The organism is Silvibacterium bohemicum (assembly GCF_001006305.1).
GTDB lineage: Bacteria > Acidobacteriota > Terriglobia > Terriglobales > Acidobacteriaceae > Silvibacterium > Silvibacterium bohemicum.
Window position 1 is genome coordinate 1,006,631 of the sequence record NZ_LBHJ01000003.1, and the last position, 17,669, is coordinate 1,024,299.

Genomic DNA, 17,669 nt, shown 5'->3' on the forward strand with positions numbered 1-17,669 from the left:
CTGTCTTGGATACAACCGAAATAAGCGCCGAAGGCGCAATCGCCTGGACGGCGAGTCCTGCCCCACATCTCGCGTTTGAGATGTGGGAGACCGCTAGTGTCTTGGATACAACCGAAATAAGCGCCGAAGGCGCAATTGCCTGGACGGCGAGTCCCTTAGAAGTTCTTACTCTCTTTGGGATACCAGGTAATCTGCGCGGCGGCGAGCGTGTCGTTCTGCTGGCCGGGCTTGTAGATCGGGGCCTTCCACTCTTCGCGCTGGAACCACCCGCGGATCTCGACGTCCTTCATCAGGCGCTTCACGACCGAGATCTGAAAGTCATTCTGCGTCGTGCCCAGGGGGATGAACTTCTGATCGGCCTTGGCATTGCGATACATGAACTGGATGTTCTCGCTCGGCGACAGGTGATAGGTCAGCCACGCCTGGCCGCCTTTCGAATCGCGCCCAATCCAGTCGGTAAAGAGGAAGCCCTTGTTGGTCGTCCCTTGAAGTTGTACTCCCTCGGCGTAAAGAAAATCGCCGTAGACCCCTGCGTTTCTACTCACCGGATCGGTGGATGCGCCTTCGACGCGCAGGTCAAGATGTGTCAGCACGGGGAAATGCGAGAGATAAACTCCAGGCCTTACTGCCGAGCGCCGCGGTGCGCTGATGGGGTTGACGTCGTCATGGGCCTCGGAGTCCGAATAGAGTGACAGCCAGTTGCGCAGATACGGCAAGCGATAATCGAAATCGAAGCTGCCAAAGCGCGCGCCTGGATCGTCGCGCGAAAACTTCTCCGCTGCCGTAACATTCTGCACACTGAAGAAGCTTTTCAGGAACGTGTGAATCGTGATCGGTTCATGATCTTTGCCGCCCCAGATCACAGTGCGCTCGAATCCGAACTCCAGATTTTTCGAAGGCTTGAAGCTGATCTTCTCCGCATGCACCCAGGGATCGTTCGGCGCGGTGTGGCCCTTTAGGCTGCCCACATAAAAGTCATAGCGTATCGGCCCGATCAGGCGCGAGATGCCGGGAATGCGAAGCGGCTCCACGCGATTGATCTCGAACGTGTAGATATTCTCGGCGTTCGTGCTCCACGACATGCTCGCGCCCTGTGCAGGGCTCAGCCAGTGATCCGTTTTGCCGAAGGAAACCTCGTGGCCGAGCAGATGATAAGAGAGGTTTGCCTCCATCACGCGAAAGGGATTGGCCTCGGCGATGGGCCCCTGAGGGATCGTAGCCTGCACCGGATTCGTCGCGTAGGGGATTAGATCAACGACGTTGGAGAGATACGCCGACAATGCGGGCGAATAACCAGCCGCGTTCGGCGCATGCTGGTACTCTCCGCGGAAATAAAGAGAGAATCGTCCCGCTTCCGCGCGCGTGCTGAAGCCGCTGTAGTTGCTGAAGCCCTCCTGATACGGGCGGCCGTAATCGTTGACGATGGTCTGGCCGAGATGGAAGCTGTCGCGCAGGGGCGTGCCGCTGATGCCGCGCAGATTCGTGTAGGTGCTTTCCAGCTCGGCGTGCCGCACATGACCGCCGTTAGCGTCCTGCTGATCGGCGCCCAGCTCTTCACGGACGGCAAGGAATATCTCCAGCGCTTCCTCGTCGTTCGAATGGGCATCGAGCTTGTCGCTCGTCTCCTGCAGCATGTGGACGATACTGAGGCGCGTCCAGGGACGAAGCCCGAGAAACGCGGTGTCCAGATAACCCAGCGCATGCAGACGATCGAGCGCGGGATACATCCAGCTATCCATCGGCACATACGTCGAGCCCAGCGAGCTGTTATAGATGATCGGAATGGCCGGCCGATAGTCGGAGGGAACAGGCTGCTGTGCGGCTGCCGCAGGATCGACACCGGAATCAGGCATGGCTGCGCTGGCAAGATCGGCGGCAAGGTGGAAGGGATGATCCTCGCCAGCGGCTTGCGCTATTCCATGAAGGGGACAAAAGCTGAACGCAAACAGCAGGCCGGACGCTACAACAATTCTCACTCACACCTCAAACGATTGGGGGCTATCGATCTGCATCCTTTACAAATGCGAACTGCGGATGCAAACTGCCAGGCTGTTCTCAGGCTAGAGGATCGCCCTGGAGATGACAAGCCGCCCGCAGCTCCTTCTCAAACCTGCGTTCAGCGTCAGTCTTCCATCGTTTTGCGGGCAGGCCCTTGGTCTCCAGGTAGCGGTGCATCTTGTCGACAGGATTCTCATCGCCGTCGGGGATCGGTGCAAGTTCAATGACCGCCGGACCGCTGCCTTCACGGGTGCGAACGATCGATTCCTGCGCCACGCGATAGACAGCAACAATGTCATGCGCGTCGACGGAGATGTAGGGCAGCGTGGGATGAGTTTCCTTGAAAGCGACCGAATCGGCGAAGCCGTCATAGCTCTCCAGAACGAAGAGAATGGGCAGCTTCGCGCCCACCGCCGCAGCAAAGACGGCGTCGTAGTGCGAGAGCGAGTCATCCCCGCGACCGGCAAAGTCGAAGAGCACCAGCACGATGCCGTCGTTCTTCTCGATCCGGTTGTTCAATGCCACGGTAAGCGCTTCGATCAGCCGCTGGGCCAGGATCGCTGCCGATGGCGCCGCTGCGGCTTGCTCCAGAAGAGGTTTAAGCTTCGATCCCTTCACGCGATGCGCGAAGTGGGTCGGCGAGGGCAGAAGGATGGTGTCTTCGCGGCGGAGATCGAGCACCAGGCCCGCAGGGCCGGCCTCGCGATGAGCAGCCGCTGCCGGTTTGCCCGTGGAGCGAAGGTGCTCGTTCAACAATTGGCTCTCGATGAGCGTGTGAAAGAGCTGCTTGAATTTGTCTTGGCTAATGAGAGAGTGGCCGTTTTTTCCGGCCATCGCCGCAGCGGAGTCCTGCAAGGGTGAAGGCATGATGGATGCGTTTGAAGTCCTTTGTGTGGCGATTGTAACGGAGAACCGGAGCCAGCGGGATGGCTGTTTCGACGATCTCTGTCGTCTGCCGTTTTAAAAGCTGGACGGCTCGCGCATCACTGCTTTCCAACCGCGAACGCGCAGGAAAAAGCCGTCGCCGTCGCCTTTGGATTGAGTTGCACGGTCAGGATTGCATACAATTCGAGTATGAACGCTGCTGTACCGCTTCGCCGCTTTTCCCAACCTTCCAAGCAAGGATTTCGCTGGCTCCCTTTGCTTCTTCTTTTCACAGTCATCGGTGCTCCGGCGCTGTTCGCCCAAACCGCACCCACTCGCGGCCGCAAGTACGTGCCGCCACCGGATACGGCCAAGATTACGGTCGTCGTGACCAAGGAGACGAACGGCAAGCCGGTAGAGAACGCCGCCGTGATCTTTCATCCCATGAAAGACAACAAGGACGAGGGCAACCTCGAGCTGAAGACCAACGAAGATGGCAAAGCCGTCATCGACGTGATTCCGATCGGCGACACGGTGCGTCTGCAGGTGATCGCCAACGGCTACCAGACCTTCGGAGACGATTACCAGATCACCACCGACAGCAAAGAGATCCAGGTAAAGCTGAAGCGGCCGGCCCGACAGTATTCGATCTACGAGAAGCATCCCGACACCCAAGAGGGCGGGGCAGACCCGGCTCCGGCGGCGAGCAAGCCTCCTCAGCAGTAGCGTAGAGCCCACGCTGGGTTGATCCGGTCAAGGCACCATTTCAGATGCGACATGGGGCCTGACTTCATTTGATGGTCGTCATTCTGAGCCTGGCGAAGGATCTCCGCGATGCTGGTGCATAAACATCGCGAAGATTCTTCCTCCCTTCGGTCGTCAGAAGGACGGACTAACTTATGTTCCTTCCAGGAAGTCGCGTCTGTCGGCTGGCAATCCGTAAAGCCACAAATCAGGATTCCACAATCGCCGTTACCACTATGGATCGAGCGCTGAAGGCGCAATCGCCTGGACGGCCAGTCCTGCCTCTACATCTCGATTTTGAGATGTGGGAGACCTGCCTGGCAAAGAAGAGTCGGAAATAAAGAGATACACCCTATTCCCTAACCCCTACCCCCTAAACCCTGAACTTTTCACCCGCGCCAGTGTTTAGCGAAGTGCATCAGCACATGCACTCCTGCCGCCGCTCCGAACAGCATAATCCCCAGCGCCATCGGCCGTCGCTTACGCCACAACAGAATCGTAGCCACGACAAAGATCGTCTCCGGTAGGAAGACGCCGACTGTCAGGTGGACCCACTGCCCGCCGGCCCGCGCAGCCGGGATGAGAGAGAAAGATAGAAGCCAAAGCCCCACTCCGATCGCACCAACGGCCGCTGCCAGCCCGATCCCCGATACAAATCCGAGCGCTTTCTTTCCGCCTTCGTTCATACCTGCCTCCTTTTTGCTTCCTTGTTTTGAAAACCATCGCCTTACACCGCGCGCCGATTGCCTCCACATCGCTGTCGTACAGCCGAGAGCCCACCACAGCGCCGCCCAGTCGTTCTCGATGAAGTCCAGCTCGTGCAGCATGGCCCGCGCCCACTCTTCGTTTTCGGTGCGCGAGTGGCGCAGCACCGCGCGCAACAATCCGTAGGCCAGTCGCCGTAGAGAAGACATCAGCCGTCTGCCTCCATTAGCCATTCACCTCTTGGATCGAAGCCGGACGCAGCGCTCCCTTCGCCGGAGCCAGCCGATGCTCCCGTGCAAAGCGTGCGCCCTCCGCCGTAAGCCGGTACAGGTGTCTCGGAGGCCGTCCCTCCTCGCTGTTCTCCCACGAAGTCTCGAGCATCTCCCGCTCCGCCATGCGAATGAGGATCGGATACAGCGTGCCCGACTTCAGCCCGGTGTTGCGGCTGATGTCGTAGCCATACTTCCAATCCGCCGGAGAGTGCAGAAAAGCATCCAGAACCAGCAGCGTCTGTGGGGAAAGGCGAATCTTCATTGGCGAAACTCTACATATATAGAGTTTCACGGTCAACGAAATTCGACGAAGGCTCTATGGGAATTTAACGAGTTTTCTGAGAAGCCACGAGAATGCGATGGCATTGTCGAGATTCTTCCTCCCGCTGGTCGTCAGCAGGGGATAGCCTCCCTCGAGACGAACCCAAATACCGGACTGCAGATCCCAGCAGTGAAGGACTGAACCCTGAACGCTATCCCCTAGACCCTGCCGTTATCACCCTTCCAGCCGGTACTTCGTCTCCGCCAACCGGTACAGCGGACGCCACACCAGCCGGTTGATCGTCACCACCATCAGCGCCATGATGATGGTAGCGAGCAGCAGAGTAGGGTAATTGCCATGCAGGCTGGCGGCGCTGATCTGCGCTCCTAGACCAGTCGTAGTCAGCGTCTTATCCTTCAGCTGAAAATACTCGGCCACAATGGACGCGTTCCATGCGCCGCCCGAGGCCGTGACCAGGCCGGTGATGAGAAACGGGAAGATGCCGGGCAGGATCACTGTGGTCCAGCGCTGCAGGCTAGTGAAGTGGAAGAGGTCGGAGACCTCCTTCAGGTCCGAAGGGATGGCCATCGCGCCCGCGATCACGTTGAATAGGATGTACCACTGCGTCCCCAGCATCATCAGCGCCACCGAGCCGATGCCCAGTCCCAGCCCCAGCCGCGAAAGCGCCAGCAACAGGACAGGGAAAAGGGCAGTCGCCGGAAACGAGGCCGCGATCTGTGCCAGAGGCTGAGTGATGTTCGCCAGCTTGGGATTGAAGCCGATGGCGACGCCGACCGGGATTGTCCAGAGAGAGGCCAGCAGCAGCGAAACGTTGACGCGCAGAAACGTCACCCCGGCGCCTTCGAAGAGCGCCAGCAGCTCATTCCCATGCACCTGGCGCAGCAGCAGGATCGCGCGGAAGGCGGCATAGACGATGGCGGCAATTGCGATCGTCGCTACCGTGATCATCGCGGCAGTCGATCTGCGGCTCGTCGGAGTCACAGTGCTCTCGCCGTGCGAAAAGCGGCGTTCGTTGCGGTGAGCGATACGCCGGTAAAGCTGTTCGCTGAGCGGAGCAAAGGTAGAGCGATGCAGCGTGCCCAGCAGGTTCGAATTGCGCAGCAGATGCAGCACCGGCGAAGTGATACGCACCGAAGCCTCGACGTTCTCGAACTTGAACTTGTCGCTCCACGCGATGATGGGCCGCCACAGCAGCTGATCGGTAAGTACGATGATCATGATCATCGTCACGATGCCGTAGATCATCGCCACCGTGTCGCCATTCGAGGCCGCCGTCTGCAGATACGATCCCAGGCCGGGCAGGCGGAAGTTGCGGCTGCCCACCGGAAACATCTCGCAGACCATCAGGAAGAACCATCCGCTCGCCACCGAAACCATGGAGTTCCACACCAGGCCGATGGTGGCGTAAGGCAGTTCCAGCTGAAACAGCCTCTGCCACGCCGAAAAGCGGTTGATGCTGCACGCCTCATTCAGCTCGCGGGGAATGCTCTTCAGCGACGAATAGAAGCTGAAGGCCATGTTCCAGACTTCGCCGGTAAAGATGAGCAGGATCGCGCCCAGCTCGATTCCGATCTGCTTGGAAGGGAAGAGCGACATCATGGCCAGCATCACGCCGGGCAGGAAGCTGAGCACTGGGATCGACTGCAGGATGTCGAGCGTGGCAATCATCAGCGCCTCGACGCGCTTGTTGTACGCGGCGATATACCCATAGCTGATAGCGAAGATCAAGCTGAGCAGATACGCCACGAAGATGCGCACCGTCGAATAAAAGGCATAGATCGGCAGATGCGCCGGCGAGCGATAGATCTGGACTTCTGGAATCGCGCCGCTGAACCAGAACCGCGCCACCCACAGGATGGCGTAAAAGCCGGCCAGCAGCCCCGCCGCGACGGTCAGGTCGAGGAAGAAAGGCCAGGTCCGCTCGATCACCAGCTCGCGCGAAAAGGTATAGCGGGTTTTCAGCTGAGGGATCACTCGACCTCGACTCCCTCCACGCTCTCGGCTGTCTCGTCCACCTCGGGAAGGATGAAGCGGCGGCGGCTGGCGTCGAAGTCGAAGAGCTCGGCGTAGCGTCCCCAGTTGATGGCGGTATCCAGCTGGCGCTGCGTCTCCTCTTCGCTGAACTGCTCATCGAGCATATCCAGGAAGAAGTCCTCGGGAACCGTGTGATCGGTCTTGTTGTTGAGCGCGCGGGTGATCTGGCGCAGCAGCAGAACGTGCTCCAGCGCCGCCTTGCGGAAGACTTCCTTCTGCTTCAGAATCTCCGATTCCGCGTACTCGTGTCCCTCAGGGGTGATGGCGACATCGCCTTCCCCGACCTTTAGGAAGCCCAGCAGCGATGCCGCTTCGACAATCGGCAGCAGGTCGTCGATCTCGAAGGCCAGCTCGTCGGCCAGCCGATAGATGTCGGTGCGTCCGCCCAGGTCGATGATCAGCTCCAGCAATCCGGCAATGCCGCCGGGCCGGGCGTGGGGCAGCATCTCGTAGTGCATCTGGCGCTGGTCGCGGACCTTGCGGCCGGGCTCGAGATTGGGCATGTCCGGAGTGACATCGGGCCGGGTAAGCACCTTGTAGATGTAATCGACGAGTTGTGTGAAAGGCTGGCTCTTGCGGTCGCGGGGATGGGCCAGATTGGTGACCTTGAAGTCGGTGCGCACATGCCCCGGATTGCGGCCCAGCACGATGATGCGGTCGGCCAGCAGCACCGCCTCTTCGATGTTGTGGGTCACGATGAAGATCGATTGCGTAGGGATGGTCTTCTTCTGCCACAGCTCGAGCAGTTCGCTGCGCAGGTTTTCGGCGGTCAGCACGTCGAGTGCGGAGAATGGCTCGTCCATGAACAGCACTTCAGGCTCGACCACCAGGGCGCGGGCAAAACCCACGCGCTGCCGCATGCCGCCCGACAATTCTTTGGGATAAGCCGCCTGGAAACCGTCCAGACCCACGGTATCGAGGATCTTTATGCTGCGCTCGCGGCGCTCCGCCGCAGCCATGCCCCGCGCCTTGAGCGGCGCCTCGACGTTTTCGAGGACGGTAAGCCAGGGAAAGAGGGCAAAGCTCTGGAAGACGATCGATACATTGATGCGGACAGTCGAGATGGGCTTGCCGTGCCACAAAACCTCACCCGCAGAGGGCTGCGAGAGGCCGGCCAGCATGCGCAGCAGCGTCGATTTACCCGAGCCCGAGGGGCCGAGCAGAGCGACGATCTCGCCCGGAACGATGGACAGGTCCGTGGGTGAGATGACCTGGATGCGGTTCTCGCTCGGCTGAGCATAGAACTTCTCCACCTGCTGTGCACGAATGATTGGTTCGGCCATCGCTCACGTTCCGCCTAATAGAATTTGGTGACCATTTCGATTGACAAGGTCAAAACAGATACAGCTCTTTGACGATGGGGGATGAATTCGGGTCGCAAGCTGCGAGATTTCATCAATGCACGGCGTCTCACCGTGCCCATCCCGCGTCTTTATTGTAAGTTGCTCGGATTGCAGGAGGATGAAGCATCCTCACACGGACAGCGTATCATCTTAGTGGGCAGTTTCCTTGCGGACATCGTCCGACGGGTTTCTGATCTGCCGAACTCTTTGTGGCTGCAGTTTTCTACGAAACCAGGCTGATGAAGATGTTTCTCAGTGCAATCAAACAAGACAGAAAGTGATGTGAACGAGCGAAATGCCCGAAACCCAGGTAAAGCCCAAGGTGCTGGTCGCCGACGACGAGCGTGTGATTGCAGATACTCTAGCCATTATTCTGAACCAGAGCGGATTTGAGGCCACGGCGGTCTATAGCGGCGAAAAGGCCGTAGAGACTGCGAAGACGCTCAAGCCGGATATGCTCATCAGCGACGTAATCATGACCGATCTGAACGGCATCGACGCCGCGATCAAGATTCGCGCCCTTCTGCCCTCCTGCAAGATTCTGCTGTTTTCGGGGCAGGCCGCAACCGCCGACCTGTTGGACCGCGCGCGCGTCCAGGGCCACGAGTTCGAAATACTCGCCAAGCCGGTACATCCGCAGGATCTGCTGGCGCGACTCAGAAGCTAAAAAAGCAGCGTTTAGGGGATAGGGTTTGGGTTGTAGTTCCGACCCTCACCCCCGCCTGCTCTTGCGATAGTAGACGCTGTCTCATAAAAGATCCGTAGCGAGAACGGTCCGTATCAGGGCGCGACTTCAGTCGCGCCGCCTCGATCCCCGAAGCGCCGACCTTCAGTTCCGGAATAGAGCCGGCAGCTAGCTGCAAGAACTACACCCTGAACGCTCCCCCCTAAACCCTATAGTTGAATCTGCCCTCCAACGCCCGCGTCATCGTCACTTCATCCGCGTATTCGATATCGCTGCCCGCCGGCACTCCGGTGGCGATGCGGCTGATGCGCGCGCTGCCCGTGCGCAGCAGATCGGCGAGGTAGTGCGCCGTGGCTTCGCCTTCGACGGTCGGCGACGTGGCGAGAATCACCTCGTCGATATCGCCCTTGGCCACGCGCGCCTCCAGGCTCTCGATGCGCAGGTGTTCCGGGCCCACGCCGTGCAGCGGTGAAAGCGTCCCGTGCAGGATGTGGTAGACACCGTTGTAACCCCGCGTCTTTTCGATAGTGGCGATATTCGTCGGCTCCTCCAGCACGCAAATGAGCCGCTGATTACGCGTGGGACTGGAACAATAGACGCAGGGATCTATATCGGTGATGTTGTTGCAGATGGAGCAGAGGCGCAGCTGCGCCTTCACCTCGCGCACCGCCGTGGCCAGCGCCTCGGCATCGTCTCCGCTGGAGCGCAGGATGTGAAATGCCAGCCGCTGCGCGCTCTTGGCGCCGATGCCAGGCAGCTTGCGCAGCTCCTCGATGAGCCGCGCCATGGGTTCCGCAAATCGTGCCACAGGATGCCAATACCTTTCCAGCTTCGTTTGTAGCAGAGTTGGGCCCGGGGCGCAGCCGGACAAGGCAACTCCTTTGCTAAGCTGGCTCCCGGGAGTACATTCCGGAAGCAGTGCGCTCCGGAAGCAGTGCGTTTCCGCAACGAAGGAAAGCCATCGCCCTGCAATTACGGGAGGTCGAGTGACGCGCGAGTATCCAGCCGCTCCGCTGGTCGGCGTGGGTGCCGTGGTTCTGGATGGCGACCGGGTGCTGCTCATCCGCCGCGGCCAGGAGCCGATGAAAGGACAGTGGTCGATTCCCGGCGGAGCCCTCGAAGTCGGCGAAACCCTGCTCGAAGGCGTGCGCCGCGAAGTTCTCGAAGAGACCGGCCTCGATATCGAACCGGTAGCCCTCATCGAAGTGCTCGACCGAATCGCGCGAGACGCCGATGGACGAGTGCAGTATCACTACGTCCTGGTCGATTATCTCTGCCGCGTCACCGGAGGCGATCTTCATTGCGCAACCGATGCCACCGAAGCCCGATGGGCCTCGCGCGAAGAGCTGGAGGGTGTGGCAGCGTTCACCGTCGCCGTCATCGAGAAGGCCATGGCCCTCCACGCGGCCCCCAGCGCGTCTATTCCACCGGCTGTACCGTCGAATCAAGGGAATTGACGGCGATTCAATTTGGTTTTAGCTGTATTAGCAATGGATAGGGACAACGTTTGAACGAATCTTCCGCTGTTTCAAGCCCGTCTTCAGCACGCGAAATGCGATTGCGCATCCTCCTGGTCGTGATCTGCTTCTTCGCTGGATTCAGCATTCTGGTATGGATGCGTCCCATCCGCGTGCTGCTCACGCTGGCTGATGTGGCCCTGCGCTGGGAGGGGATGCATAGCGAATACACGAGCGTCGATGGCCATCGCATTCACTACTACGCCGGTGGCACGGGCAAGCCCGTCGTTCTGCTCCACGGGCTGGGCGGCCGCTCCGAGGACTGGACCATCCTGATCCCTTATCTTCTGCACAATGGCTACCGCGTCTACGCGCCGGATCTTCTGGGCTATGGCCGCTCAGATCGGCCGCGCGACGCAGCCTACTCCATTCCCCAGGAAGCCGGCATCGTCGAGCGCTTCATCGCAGACCAGGGCCTCAAGCAGACCGACCTGACCGGCTGGTCGATGGGCGGCTGGATCGCCATGCGCGTTGCTCTGGACAATCCTCAGGCCATCCGCCGGCTGATTGTCTTTGACAGCGCCGGGCTGCGCTTCGCTCCGGCCTACGATCCCACCCTGTTCTTCGCCGACACCGCGCCAAGGCTGTCCCAGTTGAATGATCTGCTGTCGACGGGGAAGGCTCCAAGACTGGCGGGTTTTATCGAGAGAGATGTGCTGCGCGTGCTGGCCCGCGACGGCTGGGTCATTCAGCGAAGTCTGCAATCGATGATGACCGGCACGGATATCGTCGACGGCAAGGTATCGGAGCTGAAGATGCCCTTTCTGATCCTGTGGGGCAAGCAGGATCAGATCACGCCCGTCTCTCTCGGATACGATCTGCACGTCCAGGCCCCGCAATCGGTGCTCGAAGTCTACGACGGCTGCGGCCACCTGGCGCCGCGCCAATGCGTCCCCCGCATCGGCCCACGGATCGTGCAGTTCCTCAATGCCGAACCGGCTCCGAGCGGTGGCGCGATTGAGATTCCCCGCTAAGACTTAATGACCCCTTCTCGCTTCCTGCACCAGCCACACCTAGTATCCTGAAAAGGCGACTATGACATATCCCACAAACAATCTCAGGATCAAATCCAGCCGAATTGTTCTTCCTCCCATCTTCCTCGAAGAGGAGCTGCCCGTTACCGAGAACGCCTCGCGCACGGTCTTTGACGCGCGTCGCCAGATCGTGGACATCCTCAACGGATCGGACGATCGCCTCCTCGTCGTGGTGGGCCCCTGCTCCATCCACGATCCCATCGCCGCTCGGGAGTACGCGGGCCTGCTGAAGGAAGCCATCGCCGAGCTCTCCGGCGAGCTCATGCTCGTCATGCGCGTCTACTTTGAGAAGCCGCGCACCACGCTGGGCTGGAAGGGCCTGATCAACGATCCCTACTTCGACGAGTCCTTCCGTATCAGCGACGGACTGCGTATTGCGCGCCGCCTCCTCCTCGATCTGGCGGAGATGGGAGTGCCTGCCGGTACAGAATTCCTGGACATGATCTCGCCGCAATACATGTCCGACCTGGTCAGCTGGGGAGCCATCGGCGCGCGAACCACGGAGAGCCAGGTGCATCGCCAGCTCGCCTCGGGGCTCTCGTGTCCGGTCGGATTCAAGAACGGCACGTCAGGTAATGTGCAGATTGCGATTGAGGCTATCCTCTCCGCAAGCCAGCCGCACACCTTTCTGGGGACCTCGGAAACCGGGCAGGCCGCAATTCTTCTGACCTCCGGCAACCAGGATTGCCATGTCATCCTGCGCGGCGGCCGTCAGGTCACGAACTACGATGCCGCCTCTGTCACATCAACCGTCGAGCAGATGGAAAAGGCGGGCGCCAAGCCGCGCATCATGATCGACTTCAGCCACGCCAATAGCGGCAAGGATCATCGCAAGCAGGCTGCGGTCTGCCATTCCGTATCCGAGCAGGTCGCGGACGGCACGGAGCACATCATGGGAGCCATGATCGAGAGCAATCTCGTTGCCGGATCGCAGTCTCTCGTCAAGGGCAGGACGCTTGTCTATGGACAGAGCATCACCGACGCCTGCATCGATTGGCCCGAGACGCAAACCCTCCTGCATGAACTTGCCGGGGCAGTGCGGAAACGGCGAGCGAATGTTGGCACCGGGCAGCTTGAGTCCCGGGAAACGCGTGTCTAAGGTCTGAAGAGAAAGCCTTTGCGCTTTGAGTCTAGCGGCTCACTCGCCCTTCCAGACGTAGGCATCTTTCTGCGGAAGTCCGATATGGGCTAGCACGCGATAGACAAACTGGCGGGCCATCTCGACCGAATCCACGGGATGGTTGTAGAAGGCGGGGATCACCGGAAAGATGGTGGCTCCCGCGTCCGCAGCCAGCGTCATGTTGCGCAGGTGGATCTTGTTGAACGGCGTCTCGCGCACGCAGAGGATCAGCGGACGCCGCTCCTTGAGAGATACATCTGCGGCGCGCTCGATCAGGTTCTGCGCCAGCCCATTGGCGATGCCGGCCAGCGTTCCCATGCTGCACGGCAGCACGATCATTCCCGCGCTCGGATAGCTGCCGCTAGCGATAGACGCTCCGATGTCGTTCTCGTTGTGCTGCTGAATCTTTTCCGACGCGCGGCCGAGCAGCTTCTCAACCAGGCCGTTGCGCCCGCTCAACTGCATCTCCTCCGCCAGAACGCGCAGCGCGCTCTCCGAGGCGATGAAGTGGATGCGGCTCACGCGCGAGTCGGCGTCGAGCGCGAAAAGAAGCTGCTGGCCGAATACGGCCCCGCTGGCTCCGGTGATGGCGACGGTCAGATGCACTTACTACAGATTACAGGGACTCGCCGTCTGAAGGATGTTGGCACCCATCTCAGAGTCGAGATAGGTGGCACCCGGTTTGTTCGATGCGGGATTCTCTTAGACTGCGTTCTGCGTATATTTCGCCTTGGCCCACACCAGCTGCTGCAGCTGCTCCTTGGTGAGCGCCTGCGTGCTGCCAAGCTGATGGGCCGCCAGCCGGATCATGGCCAGATGCTCGACCGTTTCCATCTTCAAAAAGGCATCCAGAAGAGTCGCGCCATAGCTCACCGCGCCGTGATTGGCCATCAGGATAGCCTCATGGCCGGGCAGAAAGGGCTCCAGGCTGGCTGGAACCTCATCCGTCCCTGTCGTCGCATATTCGGCCAGCGGAACGCTGCCCAGGGTCATGGCGGCTTCCTGGCAAAGCATCTCATCCAAGCCGCGTCCGGCGCAGGCGAAGGCCGTCGCCACTGGAGGATGGGCATGAACCACGGCATTCACATCGTCGCGATGGCGGTAAACGGCCAGGTGCATGCTCAGCTCGCTGGTCGCCCTCTTGGAGCCGGCGACATGCCGGCCGTCCAGATCGACGATCACCATGTCGGCCGATCGCATCAGGTACTTACTGGTGCCGGTGGGCGTGACCAAAAGGCGATCATCGTCCAGCCGCACGGAAAGGTTCCCGGAGGTTCCGGGCATGAAGCCGAGCCTATAGAGCCATTTGCCGAAGCGGACCAGCTCCCGCCTCAACTCGCACGCTTTCTCACAGTTCCGGTCAGCCAAGGTCACCGTCTCTCGAATTTCAACGCGTTCCTCTATCATGCGGCACTTTCACCGATAGTTCTTTACAAAATCTTGAATGGGGAAAGATTCGGAGCGGGAGTGGGCCTGGGAGCGACCTTCTCCTGCAGCTTTTTCCATGTTTTACCGATCCGAAGCGACGCTGTAAAGAGGTGCCCGGCATTCAGGGATCCCGCCACGCGATGATGACCCACCGCGGCCAGTCCCATCGACGCCATGCAGCCGCACTGCGCGCAGTCGGGCTCTCCTCCAAACTGGCAGGGCGTGATCTGCGTCGTGAGATCGGCGGAGATGGTTTCCGTCGTCTGCGCGAAGATGCACTCTTCGGGGCTGGAGGGCGGCGACGCCATCTCCTGAATCAGCTCTTCCGGCATCGCCAGCACAGGATACAACGGACGCAGCCGCCGCAGCTCTGCGATGACCGAAGCCCGTTGCGTGGCGGTGAGAATCTCCGGATCGGTCGCTCCGCGCTGCGGTGTGAACAGGCTGAACCAGATGCGCTCGATCTGCGGCCGCCCATTCCAGAACTGCACGAACTCCTCCAGGTAGCCGGGACGCTCTGCGATCTGCGCGGTAATGGTGCAGTGGATGGTGACGCGGGCATCTTCGATGCTCTTGAGAATGCGCTCGTAGGTCGCAGGCTTGCGCCGCGCGTCGTGCTCCGGCTGCAGACCGTCGATCGAGACAGCGACGTGGACCTTCTTCAAATTTGTCCACGCGGCAGGGATGACGCGGAAGGCGCTGGTGACCACCTGCGTATGAATGCCGCGGCGATTGATCTCCGGCAGCAGCACATCCAGCTCGCGATAACGCACCAGCGGATCGCCGCCCACCAGCGAGACATGCACCGGCTTCTTCTCGTCGATGAGCGCGAGCACGCGGGTGACAAGCTCCTCTCCCTTGAAATCGGAGAGCTGGCGCAGCTGCACATCGCTGCCCAGATGGGCGGCGTCGAAGGCGTAGCAGCCAGGGCAGCGCAGCGGGCACTCCTTGGTGATCTCGATCGAGAGCGATGGGGCGCGTCCGGCAAGGATCGTACCCCACGCCTTAAAAATATCCGAGCTCTTCATTCAATCTCCAACCATCGGATGACATCCAGGCCACTCGACGTTCCAATCTCGTAAACGGTTGAACAGGAGCGAAACTTAAACAACTCCCACGTATAGGTAATAGACGCGCGAAAGGCAAAGTCCGATCCGTAAAGAGAAGTTCGAAGAGATATACACAATGGATGCCCACTGCGGTTCCGGCATCGTCCCGTTGTGGAAATATCTTCAAGCCCGTCATGCCGATTTCATTTATCAGCGGCAACGATTTAAAATCAAAAGTTAGGCTTGGAAGAAAATATGTCGCGCAAAAAATCTCTGACGGCCGTTCTCGGAGCACTGCTGGTGCTGCTTGCAGTGCCGTCTGTCAGAGCCGGCAACATCACGCCGCACGCCGCTCAGCCCGTCTACCGGCTGCGTCTCTACCATCTCCACACCGGAGAGCGGCTCGATGTCGTCTATCGCATCGGCGATCGATATCTGCCCGAAGGCATCGCCCGCCTGGATCACTTCCTGCGTGACCATCGCACCGGCGATGTGAAGGACTACGATGTGCGCGAGTTCGACCTGCTGCACGATCTGCTCGCCAAGCTCGATCACCCTGACAGCGAGATCGACATCGTCTGCGGCTATCGCACGCCATGGAGCAACAACTACCTTCGCGAGCACACGCACGGTGTCGCCGAGCACAGCCAGCACATGGAAGCCAAGGCCATCGACATCCGCATCCCCGGCGTTCCCACTGACCGGGTACGGGATGCTGCGCTCTCCCTCGGGCGCGGCGGCGTGGGCTACTACGCGCAATCCGATTTCGTGCACGTAGACGTAGGCCGCGTTCGCCGCTGGTAGATCCGATCTAAAAGTCCAGATCTACAAATCCAGGGCTATGGATACGGCGGACCCTTCGCCAGCACCGCGTTCAGCGAGCGGTCATGCCCGTAGATGTCATCGAAGAAATAAACCTCGCCATTCTCCTCGACCTCGGCAGTGAGATAAAGAATGAGCACCGGCACCGGATGGGTGAGGTTCACCTGCTGATTGTCGGGGCCGGAGTCCATCGCCGCGCGAACGCGATCCGGCGTCCATTGCGGTTGATCCTGGAGCAGCCACGCGGCCAGGTCCGCAGGCTTTTCGAGGCGGATGCAACCGTGGCTGAAGTCGCGGCGCGACTGGGAGAAGAGCTGCGGCGCGGGCGTGCTATGCAGATAAACATTGTGCTCGTTGGGGAAGATGAACTTCACCAGTCCCAGCGAGTTTGTCGGCCCGGGCTTCTGGCGCACCGCTAATTTTCCGGAACGCAGCTGGGCCAGGATATCGGCGTTGACGGCGCTGCTGGTGATGACCTTGCCGCTCTGGTCGGTAATCTCGAAATTCTTGGCGGAGAGATAGCCCGGGTTCTTCTGCAGCGACGGGACGATCTCGGCTCGCACGATGCTGATGGGGACATTCCAGTACGGCCGGAAGATGAGATAGCGCATGTTCTGCGCAAAAATCGGGGTTTCGTTGCGCACCGCCTTGCCGACGACGACGTTCATGCGCAAAGCAACATGGTGATCGGGTGTAAAGATGCGCAGCACGAACTCCGGAACATTGACGACGATGGGCGGCTGCGGAAAATCAGGCGGCAGCCAGCGCCAGCGCTCGAGCGCATCCTGAAGCTGCGTGACGCGTTGGCTTAGCGGCGTATTGAGCTGGCGCAGGGTATCGCTGCCCAGCTTGCCGCTGGCAAGCAGACCGTGGCGGCTCTGGAAGTGCTTGACCGCATCCGCGAGCGCGCTGTCGTAGACGCCGGGGGTGAGAACGGCATTCTGCGGCAGGTCGCCGAGCAGCCGCAGCCGGTCGGCAAGCGGTCCGGCTCCTGCGTACGTATCTCCTGCAGAAAGCGGCTTCGCGACGTCAGGCAGTTGCGTGCCCTTGTCCTGTGCGGCCAGCGTGAGATAGGTCTGCAGAGCTGCTTCGGTGCGCTGGTATCCCGGAAACTGCGGCTCGACCGCATTCAGCACCTGAGCCACGTCGTTCGAAGGAAGCAACTTTTGCGCGAGCAGCTGCGGCAGATCGTACTTCTTCTGATCGACATCGATGCCGAACTGGAAATGTCGTGGATCGACTCGGCCAATGTGCAGGTCGGAGATGTAGCGCATGGTGCTGACCGTCAGCGCCGCATCGAAGTGGGCGATCGTCTCCGGATTGCCGCCCATGGTCTTGAGCGCCTCGATGCGCTGCGCCCAGAGCAGGGCATCGTACTCATCGGGATTAAGACCCTTCTGGCGGCTGTTGCCGAAAGCAGCGATGACTGCCAGCGCCTGCGGCGTGGGCTGCCCGTTGCGAATCCACACGGGCGCGTAGCTCTCGCTCTCATAAAAGCGCTGGACGTGTCCGCGATAATCGGTGAAATTGGGCCAGTGCAGATCGGAGAGCGTTCCGGCATCGGCGATGGCATGCAGCTGCGCGGAGACCGCGGACGCATCGGCTGTATTGCCGGAAGCGAGCGGGGCGGCTTGAGACTTGCAGCCGAGGGTGATGAGCCAGAGAAATGCCAACAGCACAGCGGCAGGGTCGAAATGCCTCTTCTTGCGCATGACCCATTAAAACATCGCTCCGGGTCAGCGCCCACGCTCGGGTGAAAACATTCGTGACC

The 17,669-nt window shown here is 60.2% G+C and carries 17 protein-coding genes; 6 read left to right on the forward strand and 11 right to left on the reverse strand.

What is annotated here, in order from left to right; genetic code table 11:
• Positions 1-155: 155 nt before the first annotated feature.
• The gene (locus XX99_RS09705) at positions 156-1,976 is read right to left on the reverse strand and encodes a capsule assembly Wzi family protein (protein ID WP_231581225.1); all 1,821 of its coding nucleotides are present in this window, start codon (positions 1,974-1,976) and stop codon (positions 156-158) included.
• A gap of 79 nt (positions 1,977-2,055) precedes the next feature.
• Positions 2,056-2,865: a thiamine pyrophosphate-dependent enzyme gene (locus tag XX99_RS09710; protein ID WP_156185897.1), complete on the reverse strand. Its 810-nt coding sequence runs from the start codon at positions 2,863-2,865 to the stop codon at positions 2,056-2,058.
• A gap of 273 nt (positions 2,866-3,138) precedes the next feature.
• On the opposite strand from XX99_RS09710, the gene XX99_RS09715 reads away from it, so the two are divergent.
• Entirely contained in the window at positions 3,139-3,588 is a 450-nt protein-coding gene (locus XX99_RS09715) for a transthyretin-like family protein (protein ID WP_156185898.1), read from the forward strand.
• Positions 3,589-3,995: 407 nt separating this feature from the next.
• Here the strand turns inward: XX99_RS09715 and XX99_RS09720 are convergent, their stop codons facing one another.
• The 4 genes from XX99_RS09720 to XX99_RS09735 form a co-directional block, all read right to left on the reverse strand.
• Complete coding sequence (locus XX99_RS09720; RefSeq protein ID WP_050059135.1) at positions 3,996-4,520, reverse strand: hypothetical protein; 525 nt, start codon at positions 4,518-4,520, stop codon at positions 3,996-3,998.
• A gap of 16 nt (positions 4,521-4,536) precedes the next feature.
• Positions 4,537-4,845, reverse strand: a complete 309-nt coding sequence (locus tag XX99_RS09725; protein ID WP_050059136.1) for a PadR family transcriptional regulator — start codon at positions 4,843-4,845, stop codon at positions 4,537-4,539.
• A 234-nt stretch (positions 4,846-5,079) separates the two neighbouring features.
• Positions 5,080-6,840, reverse strand: coding sequence for an ABC transporter permease (locus tag XX99_RS09730; protein ID WP_050059137.1), 1,761 nt, complete (start codon positions 6,838-6,840; stop codon positions 5,080-5,082).
• Positions 6,837-8,183, reverse strand: a complete 1,347-nt coding sequence (locus XX99_RS09735) for an ABC transporter ATP-binding protein (RefSeq protein ID WP_050059138.1) — start codon at positions 8,181-8,183, stop codon at positions 6,837-6,839. The genes XX99_RS09730 and XX99_RS09735 overlap by 4 nt, the downstream gene beginning before the upstream one ends.
• A gap of 355 nt (positions 8,184-8,538) precedes the next feature.
• Between XX99_RS09735 and XX99_RS09740 the strand changes: the two genes are divergently transcribed.
• Positions 8,539-8,910, forward strand: a complete 372-nt coding sequence (locus XX99_RS09740; protein ID WP_050059139.1) for a response regulator — start codon at positions 8,539-8,541, stop codon at positions 8,908-8,910.
• Between the two features lie 220 nt (positions 8,911-9,130).
• On the opposite strand, the gene recR is transcribed toward XX99_RS09740, so the two are convergent.
• Complete coding sequence (recR, locus tag XX99_RS09745; RefSeq protein ID WP_050059140.1) at positions 9,131-9,736, reverse strand: recombination mediator RecR; 606 nt, start codon at positions 9,734-9,736, stop codon at positions 9,131-9,133.
• Between the two features lie 178 nt (positions 9,737-9,914).
• Between recR and XX99_RS09750 the strand changes: the two genes are divergently transcribed.
• From XX99_RS09750 to XX99_RS09760, 3 genes are all read left to right on the forward strand, one after another.
• Positions 9,915-10,385: an NUDIX hydrolase gene (locus XX99_RS09750; protein ID WP_050059141.1), complete on the forward strand. Its 471-nt coding sequence runs from the start codon at positions 9,915-9,917 to the stop codon at positions 10,383-10,385.
• A 95-nt stretch (positions 10,386-10,480) separates the two neighbouring features.
• The gene (locus tag XX99_RS09755; RefSeq protein ID WP_082125420.1) at positions 10,481-11,419 is read left to right on the forward strand and encodes an alpha/beta fold hydrolase; all 939 of its coding nucleotides are present in this window, start codon (positions 10,481-10,483) and stop codon (positions 11,417-11,419) included.
• Positions 11,420-11,480: 61 nt separating this feature from the next.
• Positions 11,481-12,578, forward strand: a complete 1,098-nt coding sequence (locus XX99_RS09760; RefSeq protein WP_050059143.1) for a 3-deoxy-7-phosphoheptulonate synthase — start codon at positions 11,481-11,483, stop codon at positions 12,576-12,578.
• Positions 12,579-12,617: 39 nt separating this feature from the next.
• On the opposite strand, the gene XX99_RS09765 is transcribed toward XX99_RS09760, so the two are convergent.
• From XX99_RS09765 to XX99_RS09775, 3 genes are all read right to left on the reverse strand, one after another.
• Complete coding sequence (locus XX99_RS09765; RefSeq protein ID WP_050059144.1) at positions 12,618-13,205, reverse strand: UbiX family flavin prenyltransferase; 588 nt, start codon at positions 13,203-13,205, stop codon at positions 12,618-12,620.
• Positions 13,206-13,301: 96 nt separating this feature from the next.
• Positions 13,302-14,006, reverse strand: coding sequence for a class II aldolase/adducin family protein (locus XX99_RS09770; protein ID WP_231581226.1), 705 nt, complete (start codon positions 14,004-14,006; stop codon positions 13,302-13,304).
• A gap of 23 nt (positions 14,007-14,029) precedes the next feature.
• On the reverse strand, positions 14,030-15,055 hold the full coding sequence (locus XX99_RS09775; protein WP_050059145.1) for a radical SAM protein: 1,026 nt from the start codon (positions 15,053-15,055) through the stop codon (positions 14,030-14,032).
• Between the two features lie 276 nt (positions 15,056-15,331).
• Between XX99_RS09775 and XX99_RS09780 the strand changes: the two genes are divergently transcribed.
• Positions 15,332-15,880 (forward strand): YcbK family protein, encoded by a 549-nt coding sequence (locus XX99_RS09780; protein ID WP_082125421.1) that lies wholly within the window; start codon positions 15,332-15,334, stop codon positions 15,878-15,880.
• Between the two features lie 35 nt (positions 15,881-15,915).
• Here the strand turns inward: XX99_RS09780 and XX99_RS09785 are convergent, their stop codons facing one another.
• On the reverse strand, positions 15,916-17,610 hold the full coding sequence (locus XX99_RS09785) for a L,D-transpeptidase family protein (RefSeq protein WP_050059146.1): 1,695 nt from the start codon (positions 17,608-17,610) through the stop codon (positions 15,916-15,918).
• Between the last annotated feature and the right edge of the window lie 59 nt (positions 17,611-17,669).

What these genes read in the sequence shown, in the direction of transcription:
- XX99_RS09710 (WP_156185897.1), bottom strand. Translation starts at nt 2,865, where the DNA reads ATGCCTTCACCCTTGCAGGACTCCGCTGCGGCGATGGCCGGAAAAAAC.
- XX99_RS09720 (WP_050059135.1), bottom strand. Translation starts at nt 4,520, where the DNA reads ATGTCTTCTCTACGGCGACTGGCCTACGGATTGTTGCGCGCGGTGCTG.
- XX99_RS09725 (WP_050059136.1), bottom strand. Translation starts at nt 4,845, where the DNA reads ATGAAGATTCGCCTTTCCCCACAGACGCTGCTGGTTCTGGATGCTTTT.
- XX99_RS09735 (WP_050059138.1), bottom strand. Translation starts at nt 8,183, where the DNA reads ATGGCCGAACCAATCATTCGTGCACAGCAGGTGGAGAAGTTCTATGCT.
- XX99_RS09740 (WP_050059139.1), top strand. Translation starts at nt 8,539, where the DNA reads ATGCCCGAAACCCAGGTAAAGCCCAAGGTGCTGGTCGCCGACGACGAG.
- XX99_RS09755 (WP_082125420.1), top strand. Translation starts at nt 10,481, where the DNA reads ATGCGATTGCGCATCCTCCTGGTCGTGATCTGCTTCTTCGCTGGATTC.
- XX99_RS09760 (WP_050059143.1), top strand. Translation starts at nt 11,481, where the DNA reads ATGACATATCCCACAAACAATCTCAGGATCAAATCCAGCCGAATTGTT.
- XX99_RS09770 (WP_231581226.1), bottom strand. Translation starts at nt 14,006, where the DNA reads ATGATAGAGGAACGCGTTGAAATTCGAGAGACGGTGACCTTGGCTGAC.
- XX99_RS09775 (WP_050059145.1), bottom strand. Translation starts at nt 15,055, where the DNA reads ATGAAGAGCTCGGATATTTTTAAGGCGTGGGGTACGATCCTTGCCGGA.
- XX99_RS09780 (WP_082125421.1), top strand. Translation starts at nt 15,332, where the DNA reads ATGTCGCGCAAAAAATCTCTGACGGCCGTTCTCGGAGCACTGCTGGTG.
- XX99_RS09785 (WP_050059146.1), bottom strand. Translation starts at nt 17,610, where the DNA reads ATGCGCAAGAAGAGGCATTTCGACCCTGCCGCTGTGCTGTTGGCATTT.